This is a genomic window from Streptosporangium sp. NPDC049376 (assembly GCF_044466505.1).
Taxonomy (GTDB): Bacteria; Actinomycetota; Actinomycetes; order Streptosporangiales; family Streptosporangiaceae; genus Streptosporangium.
This window is the reverse complement of sequence record NZ_JBITMT010000016.1, coordinates 94253-113118: the sequence shown is the minus strand read 5'-3', so window position 1 is coordinate 113118 and position 18866 is coordinate 94253. Positions and strand designations below refer to the sequence as shown.

Below are 18866 nucleotides of genomic sequence, written 5' to 3'. Positions count from 1 at the left end.
GGGCCACTGGTCGTCAGTTCTTTCGGCTATAGGGAATGTTGGCGAGCCTACTTATCACTTCTTGGTCGTCGAGTCCTGGTCGTCACCGGGCGACTGCGCGGTTTCCACCACATTGTCATCCACGGTGTCGGTGTTCTCGGCGTCGCCCTGCGTGTCGTCGACCGGGCCCACCACACGCCCGATCGCGGCCTTGACCCAGCGGGTCTCGACGCCGGGGGCGATCTCCAGGATCACATCTTCGGCGTCGATCGCTACCACCGTCGCGAAAAGCCCGGTAGTGGTCATGATGCGGGTCCCCGGGGTGAGGGAGTTCTGCATCTGCGCCTGCTCCTGCTGCCGCTTACGCTGCGGCCTGATCAGCAGGAAGTAGAACACCACGACCATCAGCGCGATCATGATAAGGCTGGAGTAATTGCCGCCCATTGGGCCGCTCCTTCGGTTAAGGATGACCGGCCGGAGCCGGACGTCATGTGAGGCCACGCCGCGCTCAGCACGTCAGCCTACACAGCCAGCCAAGCCACGGAGTTTAGGCGAGCTGTTAGGAGCGCGGCAACGAGGTCACGTTCTGGCGCGCGGGGAAGTTCCCATTTTGATACGGTTGTCACCTTTTTGTGATCAACCCCGTGCGTTTTCTCACCGTAACTCAACGTCAGGACGCTGCGGGGTCATCCCCAAGATCATGCAGGTCAGGCCCCTGGCCGGGCATCGGCACCGCGCCGAAGGCTCCGGGAGGGGGCGTCAACCCCAGGTGGACCCAGGCCGCCGCGGTCGCGACGCGTCCGCGAGGGGTGCGGGCCAGCAGGCCCTGCCGTACCAGGAACGGCTCCGCGACCACCTCGACGGTCTCCGGTTCCTCCCCCACCGCGACCGCCAGTGTTGACAGACCGACGGGACCGCCACCGAACTTGCCGAGCAGGGCGCCCAGGACGGCGCGGTCGAGACGGTCGAGCCCCTCGGCGTCCACCTCGTAGAGGTTCAGCGCCGCGGCGGCGACGTCCCTGCTGATCACCCCGTCCGCCCGGACCTCGGCGAAGTCGCGCACCCGGCGCAGCAGCCGGTTGGCGATGCGGGGCGTGCCCCGGGAGCGCCCGGCGATCTCGTGTGCCGCGTCGCCCGGGAGACGCAGGCCGAGCAGCCGTGCCGAACGGTGCAACACCTGTTCGAGCTCGGCGGCCTCGTAGAAGTCCATGTGCGCGACGAAGCCGAACCTGTCACGCAGCGGCGCGGGCAGCAGGCCCGCCCTGGTGGTCGCCCCGACCAGGGTGAAGGGCGCCACCTCCAGCGGGATGGCGGTCGCGCCCGGCCCCTTGCCGACCACGATGTCGACGCGGAAGTCCTCCATCGCGAGGTAGAGCATCTCCTCGGCGGGACGGGCCATCCGGTGGATCTCGTCGATGAAGAGGACCTCTCCCTCGGAGAGGGTGGACAGAATCGCCGCGAGGTCACCCGCCCGTTCGAGGGCGGGCCCGGAGGTGAGCCTGAGCGGCGCGGAGAGCTCGGCCGCGATGATCATCGAGAGGGTCGTCTTGCCCAGACCGGGCGCGCCGCTCATCAGCACGTGGTCCGGGGGACGGTTGCGCCGCAACGCGCTGTGCAGCACCAGGGAGAGCTGCTCGCGCACCCGCGCCTGGCCGATGAACTCCTCAAGACGTTTGGGACGCAGCGCGGCCTCGATCAGGCGCTCGTCACCCTCCATCTCGGGTGAGACCAGATCCCGTTCCGCGCTCACGTCGTCTCCGCCTTTCCTGTGCCCTGTCTCACCGGACGCTCAGCACGCGAAGCGCGGCCTTGAGCAGCACGGCGACCTGGGGAACCCTGCCCTGCGCGATCTCGGCGTCGGCCTGGACGGCCACCGTGGCGACCGCCTCGTCGGCGTCCCTGACCGAGTAGCCGAGACCGACCAGGCCCGAGTGCACCTGGTCGCGCCAGGGCGGGACTGCGGCGGTGCCGTCGAGCGCGGCGTTGACCGCCTCCTCCGGCGTGCCGAGCTTGTCCTTGAGGTCGACGATGATCCGCTGAGCGCCCTTGGGGCCGACTCCGGGCACCCTGGTCAGCGCCTTGACGTCGGCGCTCGCCACCGCGATCCGCAGGGCGTTCGGCGTGTGCACGGCGAGCATGGCGAGGGCGACCTTGGGGCCGACCCCGTTGGCCGTCTGCAGCAGTTCGAAGACCAGACGCTCGTCGTCGGTGCCGAAGCCGAACAGTGTCAGGGAGTCCTCCCTGACCACGAGCGAGGTGGCCAGTCTGGCCTCCTCCCCCACCCGCAGCGCCGCCAGTGTGCCGGGTGTGCAGTGGACGAGCACGCCGATCCCGCCGACCTCGACCACCGCCCCCTCCGGCGCGATCGCGGCCACCCGTCCCCGCACCGAGGCGATCACTTCGTGCTTCCCTTCGAATATCCGGCCCTGCCCCCGCCGCGGAAGTAGGCGGCGGCGCTCGTGCCGGGAGCGGCGGCCTTCGCGACCGCCTCCGCGAGCCTGTTGCGCGCCCCGCCCCGCCACACGTGACAGATCGCGAGGGCGAGGGCGTCGGCGGCGTCGGCGGGCTTGGGCATCTCGTCCAGGCGCAGGAGCCTGGTCACCATCGTGCCGACCTGTCGTTTGTCGGCGGTGCCGCTGCCGGTGATCGCGGCCTTGACCTCGGAGGGCGTGTGCAACGCCACCGGCAGCCCCCGGCGGGAGGCGCACAGGATCGCCACCGCGGAGGCCTGCGCGGTGCCCATCACCGTCCTGAGGTTGTGCTGGGCGAAGACCCGCTCCACGGCGACCGCGTCCGGCTTGATCTCGTCGAGCCAGCTCTCGATGCCCGCCTCGATCGCCACGAGCCTCGCGCCGGTCTCGTCTTCCGCGGGGGTGCGCACGACCCCGACCTTGACCAGGGTCAGCGGCGCCCCCGGCCGTCCCTCGACCGCGCCGAGCCCGCACCGGGTCAGCCCGGGATCGACCCCCATCACCCGCAGTTCGGGCAACCGCACCGGCACGCCTCCACTCGCCGAACACCTGTTCGGTGCCAGACTCTACCGCCTGCGCGCACACGACGCACGGTTCCCGGGCAGGCACCCCTCAGAAGTGGTCCAGCATGTACGGCCTGGCGTGGAAGGCCCCGTCCAGGGCGGCGTCGCCGTCCGCGGAACCGGTCAGTCCGCCGGTCCTGCGCAGGGTCGCGGCCGGAACCCCGCAGAACAGGGCGGAGAACGCCCCGGCCGTGAAGACGGGCAGAGCCAAGGGGAGGGTACCCGCGGGCTCGGCCGTCGCCCGCCCTCCGGAGACGGACAGGTGCCAGGGCCCGGAGTTCTCCGGCCGCTGGGGGTCCTCGACCTGGATCACGGTGTCGAGGGTGACGCCGGGCGGGAAACCCCGCTCACGGATCGCCGCGGCCAGGTCGACGACGCGGAACATCCAGCGGGTCTGGCCCACCTCGTCCGTCGGGCGGTTCCCGATCAGCCAGAAGACGGGGTCGTCGGGGGCCACGACCGCGTGGACGGACCTGGCGATCGAGGCCGAGGAACCGATCAGGGACCACAGCGTCCGCGCGGTCGCCTCCGAGCCCGCGACCAGGACGGGAACCTCCAGGTCCTGGTCACGCCAGCGGTAGACGACGAGGCCGTCGTGCGCGAGATAGACGAAGTCGTCCCCCGTCGCCAGGCGCGCCCGCCAGACGTCGGCGTCCCAGCAGACGGGGCCGCAGGCGCGGGTGGCCAGGTGGACTCCCCGCAGGACCGAGACGACCCGCTCTGCGTCCTCCGGCCCGGCCCTGCGGACCTGGACCTGCTCGGTCCGCCTGATGGTCCGCAGCGCCTCGGCGGGCAGCACGGCGCGGTGCATGGCTCCGGCGTGCTCCCAGCCCAGCGATCGGTAGATGTGGGTGGTGGCCGGGTAGAGGGCGGAGACCGGGTGACCGAGGCCGGCGCAGCGCTCAAGGGTGGCCAGCATGATGGTCCGGCCTGCTCCCCCGCCCCTGTCCTCCGGGGCGACGGTCACCGAGGCGACGCCGCCGAGGGAGATCGGCCTGCCGTGCCAGTACTGGGTGAAGTCGTTGATCCGGCTCGTCGCGACCAGGCGGGCGCCGTCGAAGAGACCGAGATATCTCCCCGCTTCGAGTGCGGGGGTCACCATCCCGACCCACTGCCGCTGGACCGCCTCCGACACCGGTCCGAAGGCCCGCCTGCGATTGTCCGTCACCGCGTCGAGATCGTCCGCGGTCAGTTCACGTAGCTTCACAGCCACCCAACCTAGGCGGCGCGGTCCGGGCGGGGCGAATCGGTCGTCCCGCCCGGCACGACGGCCGTTCAGGCGTCGAGCTTCTCCAGGACATCGTCGGAGACGTCGAAGTTGGCCCAGACGTTCTGGACGTCGTCGCTGTCCTCAAGGGCGTCGATCAGCCTGAAGACCTTGCGGGCGCCGTCCTCGTCGAGCGGGACGTTCATCGTCGGCACGAAGCTGGACTCGGCGGAGTCGTAGTCGATGCCGGACTCCTGCAGGGCCTTGCGGACCGGGACGAGGTCGGTGGCCTCGGAGACGACCTCGAACTGGTCGCCGAGGTCGTTGACCTCCTCGGCGCCGGCGTCGAGGACCGCGGTCAGCACGTCGTCCTCGCTCAGCGAGCCCTTGGGCACCAGCACGACGCCCTTGCGGTTGAACATGTAGGACACCGAGCCCGGGTCGGCCAGCGAGCCGCCGTTGCGGGTCAGGGCGACGCGGACCTCGGAGGCGGCGCGGTTGCGGTTGTCGGTGAGGCACTCGATCAGCACCGCGACCCCACCGGGGGCGTAGCCCTCGTACATGATGGTCTGCCAGTCGGCGCCGCCCGCCTCAAGGCCGCCGCCACGCTTGCGCGCGCGCTCGATGTTGTCGATCGGGACCGAGCTCTTGCGCGCCTTGGTGATGGCGTCGTACAGCGTCGGGTTGCCGTCCGGGTCGGGGCCGCCGGTTCGGGCCGCGACCTCGATGTTCTTGATGAGCTTGGCGAACAGCTTGCCCCGCTTGGAGTCAAGCGCGGCCTTCTTGTGCTTCGTCGTCGCCCATTTGGAGTGGCCGGACATCGGCTAGAGCTCCCTCACCATGTCAACAAAATATGAATGCACACCGACATCCCCGGTAAGTTCCGGGTGGAAGGACGTGGCGAGCAGCGGTCCTTGGCGGACCGCGACGATCCTATCCCCAGCTTCGGCCCGAGCCAGCACTTCGACATCGGAACCGACAGATTCCACCCACGGCGCGCGAATGAAGATCGCCCGTATCGAGCCCCGGCCCGCGAAGTCGAGGTCCGCCTCGAAGGAGTCGACCTGACGGCCGAAGGCGTTGCGGCGGACCACCATGTCGATGCCGCCGATGGTCTGCTGACCCTCGATGCCGCCCTCGATCCGGTCGGCCAGCATGATCATGCCCGCGCACGAGCCGTAGGCGGGCATGCCGCCCTTGATCCTCATCCTGAGCGGTTCGAGGAGTTCGAAGGTCTCGGCGAGTTTCCACATCGTGGTCGACTCCCCGCCGGGGATGACCAGGCCGTCGACCGCCTCCAGTTCACCGGGGCGCCGTACGGCGACGGCCCTGGCACCCGCCGCCTCCAGTGCGCGCGTGTGCTCGCGCACGTCTCCCTGCAGGGCGAACACTCCGACGGTCGGGGCGATGCTCACAGTGGTCCTCTCCAAGGGCTCGGAACGCCCCTTCAGCGTATGGCCACTGTGCGCGTCGCCCCAAACCGGGTCAGGCCGGGGCAGAGGCATCCTGGAAGGTGTGGTCGACGTCGATCCGATCCAGGCTCCTCATGTGGTGGCGCCTGCCGTACAGGACGGCCATGCCCGCCAGGCAGCAGGCCGCGCCCAGGACGTACGGCACCGCGGGCCCGACCTCCTCGCCCAGCTTGGTGACGACGTAGGGCGCGAGCGCGCCGCCCATCCAGCGCACGAAGTTGTATCCGGCGGAGGCGACGGGCCTCGGCGCGTCGGAGACCTCCATGGCCGCCTCGGTGAACACGGTGTTGTTCAGGCCGATCGGCAGGCCGGACAGGATGACGAAGACGACGACGCCCGGGTGACTGCCCGCCTGCTGTGACAGGGCGATGCCCACCTGCAGCAGGGCGAGCGCCCCCAGCGAGAGGTGGAGCACGTTGACCGAGCCGATCCTGCGCTGCAGGGCGGGGGCGCCGAAGACCGAGGCCAGCGCGACACAGACGCCCCACCCGAAGAAGACCGCGCCGATGCCGTACGGCGACATGCCGAGGATGAAGGGGGTGAAGGCCAGGACGGTGAAGAAGGCGAAGTTGTAGAAGAACGCGGTGAACGCCGTCGTCGACAGGCCGCCGTGGGCCAGGGCGCGCAGCGGGTCGGACAGGCGGGTGCGCGCGGCCGGTTCCGGCGTGGTCCTCAGCAGGGTCAGGACGAGGACGAACCCGACGGCCATGAGGGTCGCGGTGCCGAAGAAGGGGGCGCGCCAGTTCCAGTCGCCGAGGGCGGCGCCGACCAGCGGCCCCATGGAGATGCCCAGGCCCAGGGCCGCCTCGTACAGGACGATGGCCGCCTCCGCGCCTCCGCTGGCGGCGCCGACGATCACCGCGAGGGCGGTGGCGACGAACAGGGAGTTGCCCAGGCCCCACCCGGCGCGGAACCCGACGAGTTCGCCGACGCTGCCCGAGGTCCCGGACAGGGCGGCGAAGACGACCACCAGGGCCAGGCCGAGCAGCAGGGTGCGCTTGCCGCCGATCCTGCTGGAGACCCAGCCGGTGACGAGCATGGCCACCGCGGTGACCAGGAAGTAGCTGGTGAACAGCAGGGAGACCTGGCTCGGGCCCGCGTTCAGGCCCTTGGCGATGGAGGGCAGGATCGGATCGACCAGGCCGATGCCCATGAAGGCGACGACCGCGGCGAACGCGGTGGCCCAGACGGACATCGGCTGACGCAGGATTGCGCCGCCGCTCTGTGAGGACATGGAAGGCGCTCCTTGGGAGAAGGGGGACGGGTGGAGGGGCTGTCAGGGGCGGCCCAGTTTGGCCAGGGCGGGAAGCGCCGCGGCGACGGCCTCGCGTTCGGCCTGGGTGAGGGCGCCGAGCCGGTCGCTCAGGTAGGCGATCCTGGCGCGCCGTACGGCCACCAGGCGGGCGCGGCCCTCGTCGGTGAGCTCGACGGTGCGGACCCTGGCGTCGGCGGGGTCGGCGCCCCGCGCGACCAGTCCCGGCTCCTCAAGGCGGTTGATCTGCACGGTCATGGTCGGCAGCTGGACGCCGTGTTCCTCGGCCAGCTCGGTCATCCGGCGCGGGCCGTCCTGGAGCGAGCCGAGCACGGCGTACTGCTGGCTGGTGATCGGCTGCCCGGCCGCCGCGCGGCGCAGCAGCAGCACCAGGTGGCGCAGTTCCTTGGAGAGGTTCTCCGCGAGTTCATCCGTCGTCATAGTTAGTCAGTCTAACTTAGCCTGTCTAACTATTATTCCGGAAAAACGGGACGACACCGGACATGTGTCGTCCCGTTGGGGGTTCAGGGGCGCCTGGTCTCCAGGTCGACGACCTTCTGGATGAGATCGGTCTCCGGTTCCGTGGGCATCCGGCTCGCCGCAGGCGCGGCCGGGCGCAGGTAGGTCTGCCGCACGCCCGGCACCCGGTCCTCGACCACGAAGGTCGCCTTCACGTGAGCCTGCGCGCCGGCCTGCCGTACCTGCGGGAGCACCGTGAAGTCGGCGGTCAGCAGGTCGGGCTCGATCCGGGTGAGCACGTAACCTCGCTGGTTGTTGTAGAAGCGCAGGTGCGGGTTGATCCTGAGGAACGGCTGCGTCGCGGGGTCGGAGTCCGCGCCGTCGCCCCCGGTGGTGATGGAGGTCGTGACCAGCTCAGAGCCCACCGTGGGGGTGGTCGGGTCGTCGTAGTCGAGCTTGAGGTCGGCCGCCCAGTGCGCATGCACGTCACCGGTGAGCACGACCGGGTTGCGCACCCCCGCGTCCACCCACCCCTGGGTGATCCGCCGCCGCGAGGCGACGTAGCCGTCCCAGGCGTCCTGACTGGTCACCTTGGCGGGCCCCGCGTCGCTGTCACGCTGGGCGAAGAAGACCTGCTGGCCGATGACGTCCCACCGTGCCCGCGAGCGGCGGAAGCCGTCGAGCAGCCAGCGTTCCTGGGTCTCCCCCGTGATCGAGCGCGCCGGGTCGGTCGCGGCCGGGCAGTCGCGGTAACCGTCTCCGCAGCCCTGGTCGTCGCGGTACTGCCGGGTGTCGAGCATGTGGAAGGTGGCCAGGGCGCCCCACCGGACACGCCGGTAGATCTGCATGTCGATCCCCCTGGGGATGGAGGTACGCCGCAGCGGCATGTTCTCGTAGTAGGCGCGGAAGGCCGCGGCGCGCCGGGTGAGGAAACCCGGTTGCGGGATCTCCGGTTTCTCCGGCACCTCGTCGGCCCAGTTGTTGTCCAGTTCGTGGTCGTCCCAGACGACCAGCCAGGGCGCCGCCGCGTGCGCCGCCCGCAGGTCGGGATCGGTCTTGTACTGCGCGTGCCGCTGCCGGTAGTTCGCCAGCGTCTCGGTCTCCGGCCCCTCGTGGTCGCGGACGTTGCCGCCGGGGATGGTGTAGGTGTCGCGGGCGTACTCGTACTGGTAGTCGCCCAGGTGCAGGACGAGGTCGGGTTCCTCCTCGGCCAGGCGCCGGTAGGCGGTGAAGTGGCCGTGCTCGTACTGGGCGCACGAGACGAAGGCCATCGTCAGGCCCGTGCCGAGCGACAGGGGGTGCGGGGCGGTCCTGGCCCGTCCCATCGGCGACAGGTACGGCCCGGTCCTGAAGCGGTACCAGTACTCCCGGCCCGGCTCAAGGCCGTCCAGCTCGACGTGGACCGAGTGTCCCCACCGGCTGTCGGTGATCACCGTGCCCTGCCTGACCGTCCTGTGCCCGGCGTCGTCGCCGTAGACCTGCCACCGGACGGGGAAGGGCAGGTCGGGCATGCCGCCGAGGCCGTCCTCGGCCAGCGGCAGGGGGGCGAGCCTGGTCCAGATCACGAACCCGTCCGGGCTCGGATCGCCGGAGGCGACGCCGAGGGTGAAGGGGTCGGCGCGCGGCCTGCGGGCGGCGGGAACGGCCGCGGCGGCAGGGGCGGGGACGTGCGCCGCCGCGAGGCCGGCGACGCCGGTGACGAGGAAGGAGCGTCGGCTGAGCCGGGACATGGGGCCCCTCGAAGGTCGTCGGACGTGGTCGCCCGCCAGCCTTACCGACGATCGTGACCTTCGAGTTAACGTTCCGGGTCATGAAAAAGGCGGCGTCCCGCAAAGACGCCGCCTTCTCGTGGTCCGCCCCCACCGGCCGCGCTCCGCCGGGCGGTGCTTCAGCCGGCGGAACCGGTCCGGTCCTGATCGGCTACCAGCCGCGCTCCGCCAGGCGGTGCGGGACCGGGATGTCGTCGACGTTGATGCCGACCATCGCCTCGCCCAGGCCACGGGAGACCTTGGCGACGACGTCCGGGTCGTCGTAGAAGGTGGTGGCCTTGACGATCGCCGCGGCGCGCTGGGCCGGGTTGCCCGACTTGAAGATGCCGGAGCCGACGAACACGCCCTCCGCGCCGAGCTGCATCATCATCGCGGCGTCCGCCGGGGTGGCGATGCCGCCCGCGGTGAAGAGCACGACGGGCAGCTTGCCCGCCTTGGCGACCTCGACCACCAGCTCGTACGGCGCCTGCAGCTCCTTGGCGGCGACGTACAGCTCGTCCTCGGCCAGCGAGGACAGCCGCCTGATCTCACCGCGGATCTTGCGCATGTGCATGGTGGCGTTCGAGACGTCGCCGGTGCCCGCCTCACCCTTGGAGCGGATCATCGCCGCGCCCTCGGTGATGCGGCGCAGCGCCTCGCCCAGGTTGGTGGCGCCACAGACGAAGGGCACCGTGAAGCGCCACTTGTCGATGTGGTTGGCGTAGTCGGCCGGGGTCAGCACCTCCGACTCGTCGATGTAGTCGACGCCGAGCGACTGGAGCACCTGCGCCTCGACGAAGTGGCCGATGCGGGCCTTGGCCATGACCGGGATGGAGACGGCGGAGATGATGCCGTCGATCATGTCGGGGTCGCTCATCCGCGAGACGCCGCCCTGGGCGCGGATGTCGGCGGGGACCCGCTCAAGGGCCATGACCGCGACGGCACCGGCGTCCTCGGCGATCTTGGCTTGCTCAGGGGTGACGACGTCCATGATGACGCCGCCCTTGAGCATCTCTGCCATGCCGCGCTTCACCCGGGCGGTTCCGGTGACGGCGGTCTCGGTGACTTCGGGCGTGCTGCTGGACACGGTCTCTACCTCACGACGAGCGGGTTGCGGATCACGGTCCGCCTCCCTGGGCGGGTTTCCGGCGTTCTCTATCGTAGGCGCTGAGTGGCATGTGCCCTTACACACCATCTTGTCGCGCTTATGCGATCTTCTTGGACATGATGGTAAGGACCGTCATGGTTCTCAGGGAATGACAGGCTTGGGCGCCGCCAGCACGATCCACACCTGGCCCGGGGCAAAGTTCATCGGCTCACCCGCCTCGGTGGTGAAGACCGTGCCGTCCTCCTCCGTCTTGCGCGACCAGGTGGCCTTGAACGCCTGGCCGTCCCTGAGCACGACCGCCCTGCCCTTGCCGACGCTGTGCACCAGGGGCGTGTAGCTCTGGTTCAGGTCGTGGAACTCCGAACGCTCGGTCTTGGCGTACTGCACGACGATCGTGGGGGCGCCGAGCTGGCCGCCCTCGGCGGCCATGTCCTTCTTGCCGTCCTGCCAGACCAGCCACCTGCCCGCCTCCTGCGACCAGGCGAAGGTGAAGCGCGCCGCCGGGTACCGGACCGTGAACGACTTCTTGGCCACACCTCCCTCAGGGGCGTCGCCGAAGGTGAAGCCGATGTCCTTGGCCTTGGAGGCCCCCGGCGCCTTGGCCAGCAGCTGCTTGGTGTTCGCGAACAGGTTGTAGGGCGCGTAGCGGCCCGGCTGGCGGAAGTAGGCGCCGGGGGCCCTGCTGTCGGAGACGTCGACCAGGGACGCGGCCTGGACCTTGGGGATCATCTTGGTCTGCACGCCCGAGTAGGCCAGGGCGGGCTTGCCGAACTGCGGCAGGATGTGCAGGTCGGAGATTCTGGCGCTGCGGACCGGGCCGATCTTGGGCGGCAGCTTCGAGGAGAAGACGGCCATCAGGCGGGTCAGCCCCGCCTCGACCTGCTCCACGTAGACGATGTCGGCGCTCCTGAGCCCTAGCTGGGGCTTGCCCGCCGAGGTGTTCTCGATCTTCGCGGCGAGCACGGGCCTGCGCGCGGCCCCGGGAAGCCCGGTGAAGGGGTGGGTCGGCGGGGGCTCGGGGGTGGGCGTCTCCGACGGGGAGGGGTCGGCGGCCTGCGGACTGCCTCCGGCTGCGGGCTCGTTCGAGGAACAGGCCGCCACCGGCCCGAGAACAGCCACTCCCGCCAGCGCGACGGCGATCATCCGGGGCACCCGCACGGTTCATCTCCTCAAATCGGCCATGAAACGCCCAAGAGCTTACCTGTGCCCGACTTGCCGGATATCCGAGTTCCGCGTGTCCTATTCGATGGCGAGCGCCTTCGGAGGGGTGTCGTCGATCTCGAAGAAGGAGGGATATTCGGTGTGTCCGGCCAGCCTGAGGGTCCTGGCCAGCCATCGGCGCTGGGCGGCGCGCGTCACGCCGACCGCGTTGTTGTAGAAGCGGCGGGAGTAGATCACCTTGGCCACCGCGGCGCCGAGTTCGTCGAGCAGTTCGCCCCCCTCCGGGACGTCGGCCAGGCGCTCACGGAAGCGCTCCTGGTCCACCACCGCCCGCAACGCGCGTGACAGGTCGCTCTCTGCGTGCTCGCGTTCCTCGGGCCCCGCCGTACGGGCCTCGTGCGCCGCGGTGGCCAGCACCAGGCTGGTGGCCGGGTCGAGCAGCCGGGAGGCGGCCAGTTCGAGCGCCACGGCGGCCCGTCGTACCAGGGCGGCGTCCAGCGACTCCCTGGCCAGCTCAAGGCGGATGTGCAGGCGGTCGAGACGCCCGGCCCGCCAGGAGACGTAGACGGCGGTGAGCAGCACGATCGCGCCCACCACCAGGATCAGGGTGGTCGTCACCGGTTGTCGTCCTCCTCGACTCCCGCGGTGCTGGCGACGGTCTCGTAGACCCGCAGGACGTCGCGGGCGACCGTCGACCAGTCGTACTTCCACACGGCCCGGCTCGCCTCGGCGGACAGTTCGGCCCTGCGCCCGGGGTCGTCGAGCAGCGCCGCGGCCTCACGGGCGAGCGAGGCGGCGTCCCCGGTCTCGAACAGCGCCCCCGCCCTGCCGTCGTCGAGCACCCTGCGGAAGGCCGGGATGTCGCTGGCCAGGATGGCGGCGCCTGCGGACATCGCCTCGGTCAGCACGATGCCGAAGCTCTCCCCTCCCAGGTTCGGCGCGCAGAACACGTCCACCGAGTGGTAGGCGCGCACCTTGTCCTCCTCGCTGACCATGCCGAGCAGGACGACACGGTCGCGGAAGGCGGCGGGAACCCTCGCCAGGGCCTCCTGCTCGTCTCCCGGACCGGCGACGAGCAGGCGCAGTCCCGGGCGGTGCGGGGCGAGCTCGGCGAAGGCGTCCAGCAGCACGGGCAGCCCCTTGCGCGGCTCGTCCATCCGCCCGAGGAAGCCGATCACCTCGCCCTCGTCCCAGCCGGGCAACGGCTCGGCGTGCGTGTAGCGGCCGACCGCGACCCCGTTGGGGATGAGCACCGCGTCGCCACCGACGAACTCGACCAGGGTCTTCCTGGCGGCGTCGGAGACCGCGATCCGGCCGCTGATCTTCTCCAGCGCGCTCATGAGCACCGGCGTCGTGACCGACAGCGAGCGGTAGCGCTCGTGCGAGGTGTGGAAGGTGGCCACGATCGGCCCCTTGGCAACCCAGCAGGCCAGCAGCCCGACGGAGGGTACGGCGGGCTCGTGCACGTGCAGCACGTCGAAGCGGCCCTCACGCACCCAGCGCCGCACCCGGTTGGCCGACAGGAAGCCGAACGACAGTCTCGCGACCGAGCCGTTGAAGGGCACGGGGACCGCCCTGCCGACCGAGGTCACATAGGCGGGCAGGGGGGCGTTCTCCGAGGCCGGGGCGATGACCGAGACCTGGTGGCCCTCCTCGATGAGGGCCTCGGCCAGGTCTCGGACGTGCGCCTGCACCCCGCCGGGCACGTCCCAGGTGTAGGGACAGACGATGCCGATCCTCACCTCCGGCCCACCCCTCGCGCGCCGTACCGGCCGTGTTCCGCCAAGGCGCTCATGTGCGGGGCTCCAGGTCCTCCAGCCAGAGCCGCTGGAGCATGTGCCAGTCCTGCGGGTGCTCCGCGATGCCCTTCGCGAAGACGTCGGCCAGGGCCTGGGTGAGGACGGCGACCTTCTCCGCGCGGGTGCCCTCCTGCGGGACGGCGATCTCGTCGTGGAACTGCAGGCCCCAGTCGTCTCCCTCGAACCACAGGGTCGTCGGGACCAGCGCCGCCCCCGTGTGCACGGCCAGCAGGGCGGGCCCGGCGGGCATGCGCGTGGCCGAGCCGAAGAAGCCGACCTCGATCCCCTTGGCCGTGAGGTCCCGCTCCGCGGGCAGCGCGACCGCGCCCCCCGCCCTCAGCCGCTGCGACAGGGTGCCGAAGGTGTGCCCGTCCCCGCCGGTGAGCGGCAGCACCTCCATCCCCAGCCCCTGCCTGAAGGCGGTGTAGCGCAGGAACAGCGACTCCGGCCGCAGCCGTTCGGCGACGGTGGTGAACGGGTGCCCCGTCGCGCGGAACCAGGCGCCCGCCATGTCCCAGTTGCCCATGTGCGGCAGCGCCATGACGACCCCCCGGCCCGCGGCGAGGTTGTCGTGGACCCGCTGGACGCCGACGGCGTGCATGCGGGAGAGGATCTCCGCCTTCGGCATGGAGGGCAGGCGGAAGACCTCGTGGAAGTAGCGGAAGTAGGAGCGCATGCCCGCACGGCTCAGCTCGCGGATCGCCGGGTCGTCCTTCGACGTGCCCTTGACCCGGGCGAGGTTGGCCTCAAGACGCAGGACGGAGGCGCCGCGACGCCTCCACAACCGGTCGGCGGCCGTCCTGAACGCCCAGGCCGTGAGGCGTTCCGGCAGGTGGGGGACGATCGCCCAGCCCGCGCCGAACCCCGCGGCGACGAGACGATCCTGGGGAGATGGCTTGCCTGTCATCGCTTTTTCCGATCAGCGGAGGGGGCGTGACGCCGAGGAGGAGGCCTGGCGGTAGACGTGCAGGAGACGCTGGACGACCGTGACCGCACTTCCCACGGCCAGCAGCCAGAGCCCCCCCGACAGCACGTACGGCACGCCGAGCCCGCCGATCCCCGCGGCGACCAGGCCGACGACCAGCCGTTCCGGCCGTTCGACGAGACCGACGTCGCACGTCATGCCCAATCCCTCGGCCCTGGCCTTGACGTAGGACACCACGGCGCCGGCGACCAGGCAGAACAGGGCGACCATCGCCAGCGCCCGCTGTCCGTCCAGCATGAGCCAGATCACCAGCCCCGAGAAGATCCCGGCGTCGCCGACCCGGTCGAGGGTGGAGTCGAGGAAGGCGCCCCAGAGGCTTCCCGGGCCCGACATCCTGGCCATGACCCCGTCGAGCAGATCGGCCAGCACGAAAATAGTGATCACGACACTGCCGGGGAACAACTGCCCACGGGGATAGAAGAAGAGAGCCGCGGCCACGGTGCCGATTGTGCCGACCGCGGTGACCATGTTGGGGCTGATCCCCCGGCGGGCGAGCGCCCTGCCCAGGGGGGTCAGGATTCGGGTCACGGCGGGGCGCAGAAGTTTCAGCATCGCGCTCCGATCGTAGGCCACACAACCTGTGAGCGCGCATCCAACGCTCCGCGACCGGATCACCTCGGCCCTCTTGTGATATTCGCCACACGGGTATTTGGTGAACACACCGCGTCCTTGCGGTGTACGGACGCGGCGGCGGACCCCGGGGTGTGGCCGCACGCGGCCGCGCTCCTTCGGCAACGACGCAGGAGGCGACGTGGCAGAGAAGGCAACCGGCGGGACAGCGGGAGCCGCGGGTAGGGCGCCCGCGGCCGACCGGCCGGACATGATTCGCAATGTCGTACTGGTCGGCCATTCCGGCTCGGGCAAGACGACCCTCGTGGAGACGCTGCTGGCCGCGACGCGGACCGTGCAGCGCGCGGGCCGGGTCGAGGACGGCGGCACGGTCAGCGACTTCGACGAGGTCGAGGTGCGCCAGCAGCGCTCGGTCAACCTGACCCTGGCCCCGCTGGTCCACAACGGCGTCAAGGTCAACCTGCTGGACACCCCCGGTTACGCCGACTTCGTGGGTGACCTGCGGGCCGGGCTGCGCGCGGCGGACGCGGCGCTCTTCGTCGTCTCCGCCTCCGAGGGGATCGACGGCCTCACCCGGATCCTCTGGGAGGAGTGCGCGGCCGTCGGGATGCCCCGCGCCGTGGTGATCACGAAGCTCGACCACCAGCGGGCCGAGTTCGACGAGGTGCTGACCGCCTGCCAGGACGCCTTCGGCGACGGCGTGGCACCGCTGTACCTTCCGGTCACCGAGGGGGGCGAGCTGAGGGGCCTGGTCGGGCTGCTGACCCAGACCTTCCACGACTACACCGGCGGCAGGCCCACCGAGGGCGTCCCCGACGCCTCCCAGCGGGACAGGATCGACTTCTACCGCGCCTCCCTGATCGAGGGGATCATCCAGGAGAGCGAGGACGAGTCCCTGATGGACCGTTACCTCTCGGGTGAGGAGATCGGCACCGAGACCCTCATCGGCGACCTGGAGAAGGCCGTGGCCCGCGGGGGCTTCTATCCGGTGCTCGCCACCGGGGCGGGGGTCGGCGCCTTCGAGATCCTCGAACTCGTCACCCAGGGCTTCCCCTCCCCTCTTGAGCACCCGCTGCCCGAGATCACCACCATCGACGGCAAACCGGTCACCGACGTCACCTGTGACCCGGAGGGACCTCTCGTCGCCGAGGTCGTCAAGACCACCAGCGACCCCTATGTCGGCCGCATCAGCCTGGTCAGGGTGTTCTCCGGCACGCTGCGCCCCGACATGACCGTGCACGTCTCCGGCCACGGGCTGGCCGAGCGGGGGCACGAGGACCACGACGTGGACGAACGCATCGGCGCGCTCTCCTGCCCCCTGGGCAAGACCCAGCGCACGGTCGCCGCATGCGTGGCGGGCGACATCACCGCGGTGGCGAAGCTGTCGCGCGCCGAGACCGGCGACACCCTGTCCGACAAGGAGCGGCCACTGCTGATGACCGCCTGGAGCATGCCCGACCCGCTGCTGCCCGTGGCGATCCAGGCGAAGTCGAAGGCCGACGACGACAAGCTCGGGCAGGCCCTGCAGCGCCTGGTCGCCGAGGACCCCACGCTCAGGCTGGAGAACAACCCGGAGACCAGGCAGCTGGTGCTGTGGTGCATGGGCGAGGCCCACGCGGACGTCCTGCTCGACCGGCTGAGCAGGCGCCACGGCGTCGAGGTCGAGAAGATCGGGCTGCGGGTGCCGCTCAGGGAGACCTTCGGCGGCAGATGCCAGGCGCTGGGCCGCAACGTCAAGCAGACCGGCGGGCACGGCCAGTACGCCATCTGCCATCTGGAGATCGAGCCGCTGCCCTCCGGCGGGGGTTTCGAGTTCGTCGACAAGATCGTCGGCGGTGTGGTCCCGCGTCAGTTCATCCCCTCCGTCGAGAAGGGGGTGCGCACCCAGATGCAGCGCGGCGTGCTGGCCGGCTACCCGCTGGTCGACGTGCGGGTGACGCTGTACGACGGCAAGGCCCACTCGGTCGACTCCTCGGACATGGCCTTCCAGATCGCCGGGGCGCTGGCGCTGAAGGAGGCCGCCGCCAAGGTTCCCACGCTGCTGCTCGAACCGGTCGACGAGGTCACCGTGCTGGTTCCCGACGACCACGTCGGCTCGGTGATGTCGGACCTGTCCTCCCGCAGGGGACGCGTCCTGGGCACCGAGCCGGTCGGCACCGGCCGCACGCTCGTCCGCGCCGAGGTGCCCGAGCTTGAGATCACCCGTTACGCGATCGACCTGCGGTCCATGTCGCACGGCACGGGGACGTTCCACCGTGTCTTCCTGCGCTACGAGCCGCTGCCCGCCCACCTGGCGGACAAGGTCGCGAGCTGACCCGAGGGAGGCGTGGGCGCCACCGCCCACGCCTCCCAAGGATTGACTACATAACAGTAGCGTCACGGAATGATTTCTTTTTTCAGGGCCAAAGTACCCCGGTCCCGATGACAGACTGATGAACCATGCGAACCGGACGTCCTTTGCTCGCCGCAACCGCCCTCGCTGTCCTCACGACCGGCGCGGCCTACACCTTCGGCCCGGACGCCCCTCCGGCGAAGCCGGCCAAGCACTCCAAGGCCTCCAAGACCACCAAGGCCGCCGAGTCCGCCACACAGACCGGGACCGAACCGGCTTCGGGCACACCGGCGGCGGACAGCGTGACGGCCGCCTGCGAGACGGACGCGAGATACCCCAAGCGGGAGATGCGCGGCATCTGGATCGCGACGGTGAAGAACATCGACTGGCCCTCGCGCACCGGGCTCTCGCCCGCCAGGCAGCGCGCCGAGTACGTCAAGATCCTCGACCAGGCGGTCAAACGCCGCTTCAACGCGGTGTTCTTCCAGGTCCGCCCGGCCTCGGACGCGCTGTACAAGTCATCTCTTGAGCCCTGGTCGGAGTATCTGACCGGCACGGCGGGCAAGGACCCCGGCTGGGACCCGCTGCCGTTCCTGATCGCCGAGGCCCACCGGCGTGGGCTTGAGTTCCACGCCTGGTTCAACCCCTACCGTGCCGCGTTCGAGGGGGGCGCGGAGGGGCTTCCCGCGGGCCACCCCGCCCGTGAGCACCCGGAGTGGATCGTCAAGCACGAGGGCAAGATCTACTACAACCCCGGCCTGCCCGCGGTCCGCGACCACGTCACCGCGGTCGTCAAGGACGTGGCCCAGCGCTACGACGTGGACGGCGTCCACTTCGACGACTACTTCTACCCCTATCCCGGCGCGGGCGCGCCGTTCGGCGACGACGCGGCCTTCAGGAAGTACGGCAAGGGCGCCAAGCGGGCCGACTGGCGGCGTGCCAACGTCAACGCGCTGATCTCCCAGGTCGACACGGCGGTTCACCAGGTGAAGCCGTACCTCAAGTTCGGCGTGAGCCCCTTCGGGATCTGGCGCAACAAGGCGCAGGACCCGACGGGCTCGGCCACCGGCGGCATGTCCGCCTACGACTCCATCTACGCCGACGCCCGCCACTGGATCAAGAAGGGCACGGTCGACTACGTCATCCCGCAGCTGTACTGGCCGCGCGGCTTCAAGGCGGCCGACTACGACGTGCTGGTGCCGTGGTGGGCCGCCCAGGTCAAGGGCACCGACGTCGACCTGTACATCGGGCAGGGCCTCTACCGGGTCGGGGCGACCGACACCCCGGCCTGGACCAAGGCGGGTGAGCTGGCCTCCCACCTGGCGGTGAACCGCAAGTACAAGGAGGTCAACGGCGACGTCTACTTCAGCGCCAAGCAACTCCTGACCAACCCGCTCGGCGCGCTCGACCGGGTCGTCGCCAAGTACTACTCCCGCCCCGCGCTGCTGCCCCTGATCAAGGGTCTCGGCGGCAGGGCCCCGGCCACGCCCGCGGACCTGAGGGTCCAGGACGGCACGATCAGCTGGAACCCCTCCCCCGACGCCCGCTCCTACGCCGTCTACCGGGTCGCCTCCGGTGAGGCCGGGGCGTGCGCGACCGCGGACGCCCGCAACCTTCTCGCCGTGGTGCCCGCCTCGGACCAGGCGCGGCAGAGTTTCACCGCGCGCGGGAGCGGGACCTACCTCGTCACCGCGCTCGACCGCCTGCAGAACGAGAGCCCAACTGCCAAGATCGTCCTACCTTGACCCGGTTGATACCGG

18 protein-coding genes are annotated in these 18866 nt (G+C 70.5%); 2 read left to right on the top strand and 16 right to left on the bottom strand.

Annotated elements, in window-relative coordinates; genetic code table 11:
- Positions 1 to 54: 54 nt before the first annotated feature.
- From yajC to pgsA, 16 genes are all read right to left on the bottom strand, one after another.
- Entirely contained in the window at positions 55 to 423 is a 369-nt protein-coding gene (gene yajC, locus ACIBVQ_RS31130; protein ID WP_352011681.1) for a preprotein translocase subunit YajC, read from the bottom strand.
- A gap of 226 nt (positions 424 to 649) precedes the next feature.
- Positions 650 to 1696, bottom strand: a complete 1047-nt coding sequence (ruvB, locus tag ACIBVQ_RS31125) for a Holliday junction branch migration DNA helicase RuvB (RefSeq protein ID WP_352011733.1) — start codon at positions 1694 to 1696, stop codon at positions 650 to 652.
- 61 nt (positions 1697 to 1757) lie between these two features.
- The gene (gene ruvA / locus ACIBVQ_RS31120) at positions 1758 to 2378 is read right to left on the bottom strand and encodes a Holliday junction branch migration protein RuvA (protein WP_352011680.1); all 621 of its coding nucleotides are present in this window, start codon (positions 2376 to 2378) and stop codon (positions 1758 to 1760) included.
- Positions 2375 to 2959 (bottom strand): crossover junction endodeoxyribonuclease RuvC, encoded by a 585-nt coding sequence (ruvC, locus tag ACIBVQ_RS31115; protein ID WP_352011732.1) that lies wholly within the window; start codon positions 2957 to 2959, stop codon positions 2375 to 2377. Before ruvC ends, ruvA begins: the two co-directional genes overlap by 4 nt.
- 103 nt (positions 2960 to 3062) lie before the next feature.
- Positions 3063 to 4220: an enhanced intracellular survival protein Eis gene (eis, locus tag ACIBVQ_RS31110; RefSeq protein ID WP_399181783.1), complete on the bottom strand. Its 1158-nt coding sequence runs from the start codon at positions 4218 to 4220 to the stop codon at positions 3063 to 3065.
- Positions 4221 to 4288: 68 nt separating this feature from the next.
- Positions 4289 to 5041 carry a YebC/PmpR family DNA-binding transcriptional regulator gene (locus ACIBVQ_RS31105; RefSeq protein ID WP_352011678.1) on the bottom strand — a complete coding sequence of 251 codons (753 nt, stop codon included), beginning with the start codon at positions 5039 to 5041 and terminating at the stop codon, positions 4289 to 4291.
- A 3-nt stretch (positions 5042 to 5044) separates the two neighbouring features.
- Entirely contained in the window at positions 5045 to 5635 is a 591-nt protein-coding gene (pdxT, locus tag ACIBVQ_RS31100) for a pyridoxal 5'-phosphate synthase glutaminase subunit PdxT (RefSeq protein ID WP_352011677.1), read from the bottom strand.
- Between the two features lie 70 nt (positions 5636 to 5705).
- Positions 5706 to 6926 (bottom strand): MFS transporter, encoded by a 1221-nt coding sequence (locus tag ACIBVQ_RS31095; RefSeq protein WP_399181780.1) that lies wholly within the window; start codon positions 6924 to 6926, stop codon positions 5706 to 5708.
- A 42-nt stretch (positions 6927 to 6968) separates the two neighbouring features.
- A complete protein-coding gene (locus ACIBVQ_RS31090; RefSeq protein WP_362911426.1) occupies positions 6969 to 7385 on the bottom strand; it encodes a MarR family transcriptional regulator in 417 nt (138 codons plus the stop codon).
- A gap of 83 nt (positions 7386 to 7468) precedes the next feature.
- Complete coding sequence (locus tag ACIBVQ_RS31085; protein ID WP_399181778.1) at positions 7469 to 9133, bottom strand: alkaline phosphatase D family protein; 1665 nt, start codon at positions 9131 to 9133, stop codon at positions 7469 to 7471.
- A gap of 190 nt (positions 9134 to 9323) precedes the next feature.
- Complete coding sequence (pdxS, locus tag ACIBVQ_RS31080; RefSeq protein WP_352011673.1) at positions 9324 to 10238, bottom strand: pyridoxal 5'-phosphate synthase lyase subunit PdxS; 915 nt, start codon at positions 10236 to 10238, stop codon at positions 9324 to 9326.
- A gap of 162 nt (positions 10239 to 10400) precedes the next feature.
- Complete coding sequence (locus tag ACIBVQ_RS31075; protein ID WP_352011672.1) at positions 10401 to 11417, bottom strand: DUF3048 domain-containing protein; 1017 nt, start codon at positions 11415 to 11417, stop codon at positions 10401 to 10403.
- An 81-nt stretch (positions 11418 to 11498) separates the two neighbouring features.
- On the bottom strand, positions 11499 to 12038 hold the full coding sequence (locus ACIBVQ_RS31070) for a hypothetical protein (protein ID WP_399181775.1): 540 nt from the start codon (positions 12036 to 12038) through the stop codon (positions 11499 to 11501).
- Positions 12035 to 13162, bottom strand: coding sequence for a glycosyltransferase family 4 protein (locus ACIBVQ_RS31065; RefSeq protein WP_352011670.1), 1128 nt, complete (start codon positions 13160 to 13162; stop codon positions 12035 to 12037). The genes ACIBVQ_RS31070 and ACIBVQ_RS31065 overlap by 4 nt, the downstream gene beginning before the upstream one ends.
- Before the next feature lie 49 nt (positions 13163 to 13211).
- Positions 13212 to 14126, bottom strand: a complete 915-nt coding sequence (locus ACIBVQ_RS31060; RefSeq protein WP_399181773.1) for a phosphatidylinositol mannoside acyltransferase — start codon at positions 14124 to 14126, stop codon at positions 13212 to 13214.
- A gap of 12 nt (positions 14127 to 14138) precedes the next feature.
- On the bottom strand, positions 14139 to 14756 hold the full coding sequence (pgsA, locus tag ACIBVQ_RS31055; RefSeq protein WP_362775845.1) for a phosphatidylinositol phosphate synthase: 618 nt from the start codon (positions 14754 to 14756) through the stop codon (positions 14139 to 14141).
- Between the two features lie 199 nt (positions 14757 to 14955).
- Here pgsA and ACIBVQ_RS31050 point away from each other — a divergent pair, with 199 nt between their 5' ends.
- Both ACIBVQ_RS31050 and ACIBVQ_RS31045 read left to right on the top strand, forming a co-directional pair.
- Positions 14956 to 17088 carry an elongation factor G-like protein EF-G2 gene (locus ACIBVQ_RS31050; RefSeq protein ID WP_399181771.1) on the top strand — a complete coding sequence of 711 codons (2133 nt, stop codon included), beginning with the start codon at positions 14956 to 14958 and terminating at the stop codon, positions 17086 to 17088.
- Positions 17089 to 17213: 125 nt separating this feature from the next.
- The gene (locus ACIBVQ_RS31045; RefSeq protein ID WP_399181769.1) at positions 17214 to 18851 is read left to right on the top strand and encodes a glycoside hydrolase family 10 protein; all 1638 of its coding nucleotides are present in this window, start codon (positions 17214 to 17216) and stop codon (positions 18849 to 18851) included.
- Positions 18852 to 18866: the final 15 nt, after the last annotated feature.

Coding starts and splice junctions, on each gene's coding strand:
- ACIBVQ_RS31090 (WP_362911426.1), bottom strand. CDS start 7,385: ATGACGACGGATGAACTCGCGGAGAACCTCTCCAAGGAACTGCGCCAC.
- ACIBVQ_RS31060 (WP_399181773.1), bottom strand. CDS start 14,126: ATGACAGGCAAGCCATCTCCCCAGGATCGTCTCGTCGCCGCGGGGTTC.
- ACIBVQ_RS31105 (WP_352011678.1), bottom strand. CDS start 5,041: ATGTCCGGCCACTCCAAATGGGCGACGACGAAGCACAAGAAGGCCGCG.
- ACIBVQ_RS31095 (WP_399181780.1), bottom strand. CDS start 6,926: ATGTCCTCACAGAGCGGCGGCGCAATCCTGCGTCAGCCGATGTCCGTC.
- ruvB (WP_352011733.1), bottom strand. CDS start 1,696: ATGGAGGGTGACGAGCGCCTGATCGAGGCCGCGCTGCGTCCCAAACGT.
- pgsA (WP_362775845.1), bottom strand. CDS start 14,756: ATGCTGAAACTTCTGCGCCCCGCCGTGACCCGAATCCTGACCCCCCTG.
- ACIBVQ_RS31085 (WP_399181778.1), bottom strand. CDS start 9,133: ATGTCCCGGCTCAGCCGACGCTCCTTCCTCGTCACCGGCGTCGCCGGC.
- yajC (WP_352011681.1), bottom strand. CDS start 423: ATGGGCGGCAATTACTCCAGCCTTATCATGATCGCGCTGATGGTCGTG.
- ACIBVQ_RS31045 (WP_399181769.1), top strand. CDS start 17,214: ATGCGAACCGGACGTCCTTTGCTCGCCGCAACCGCCCTCGCTGTCCTC.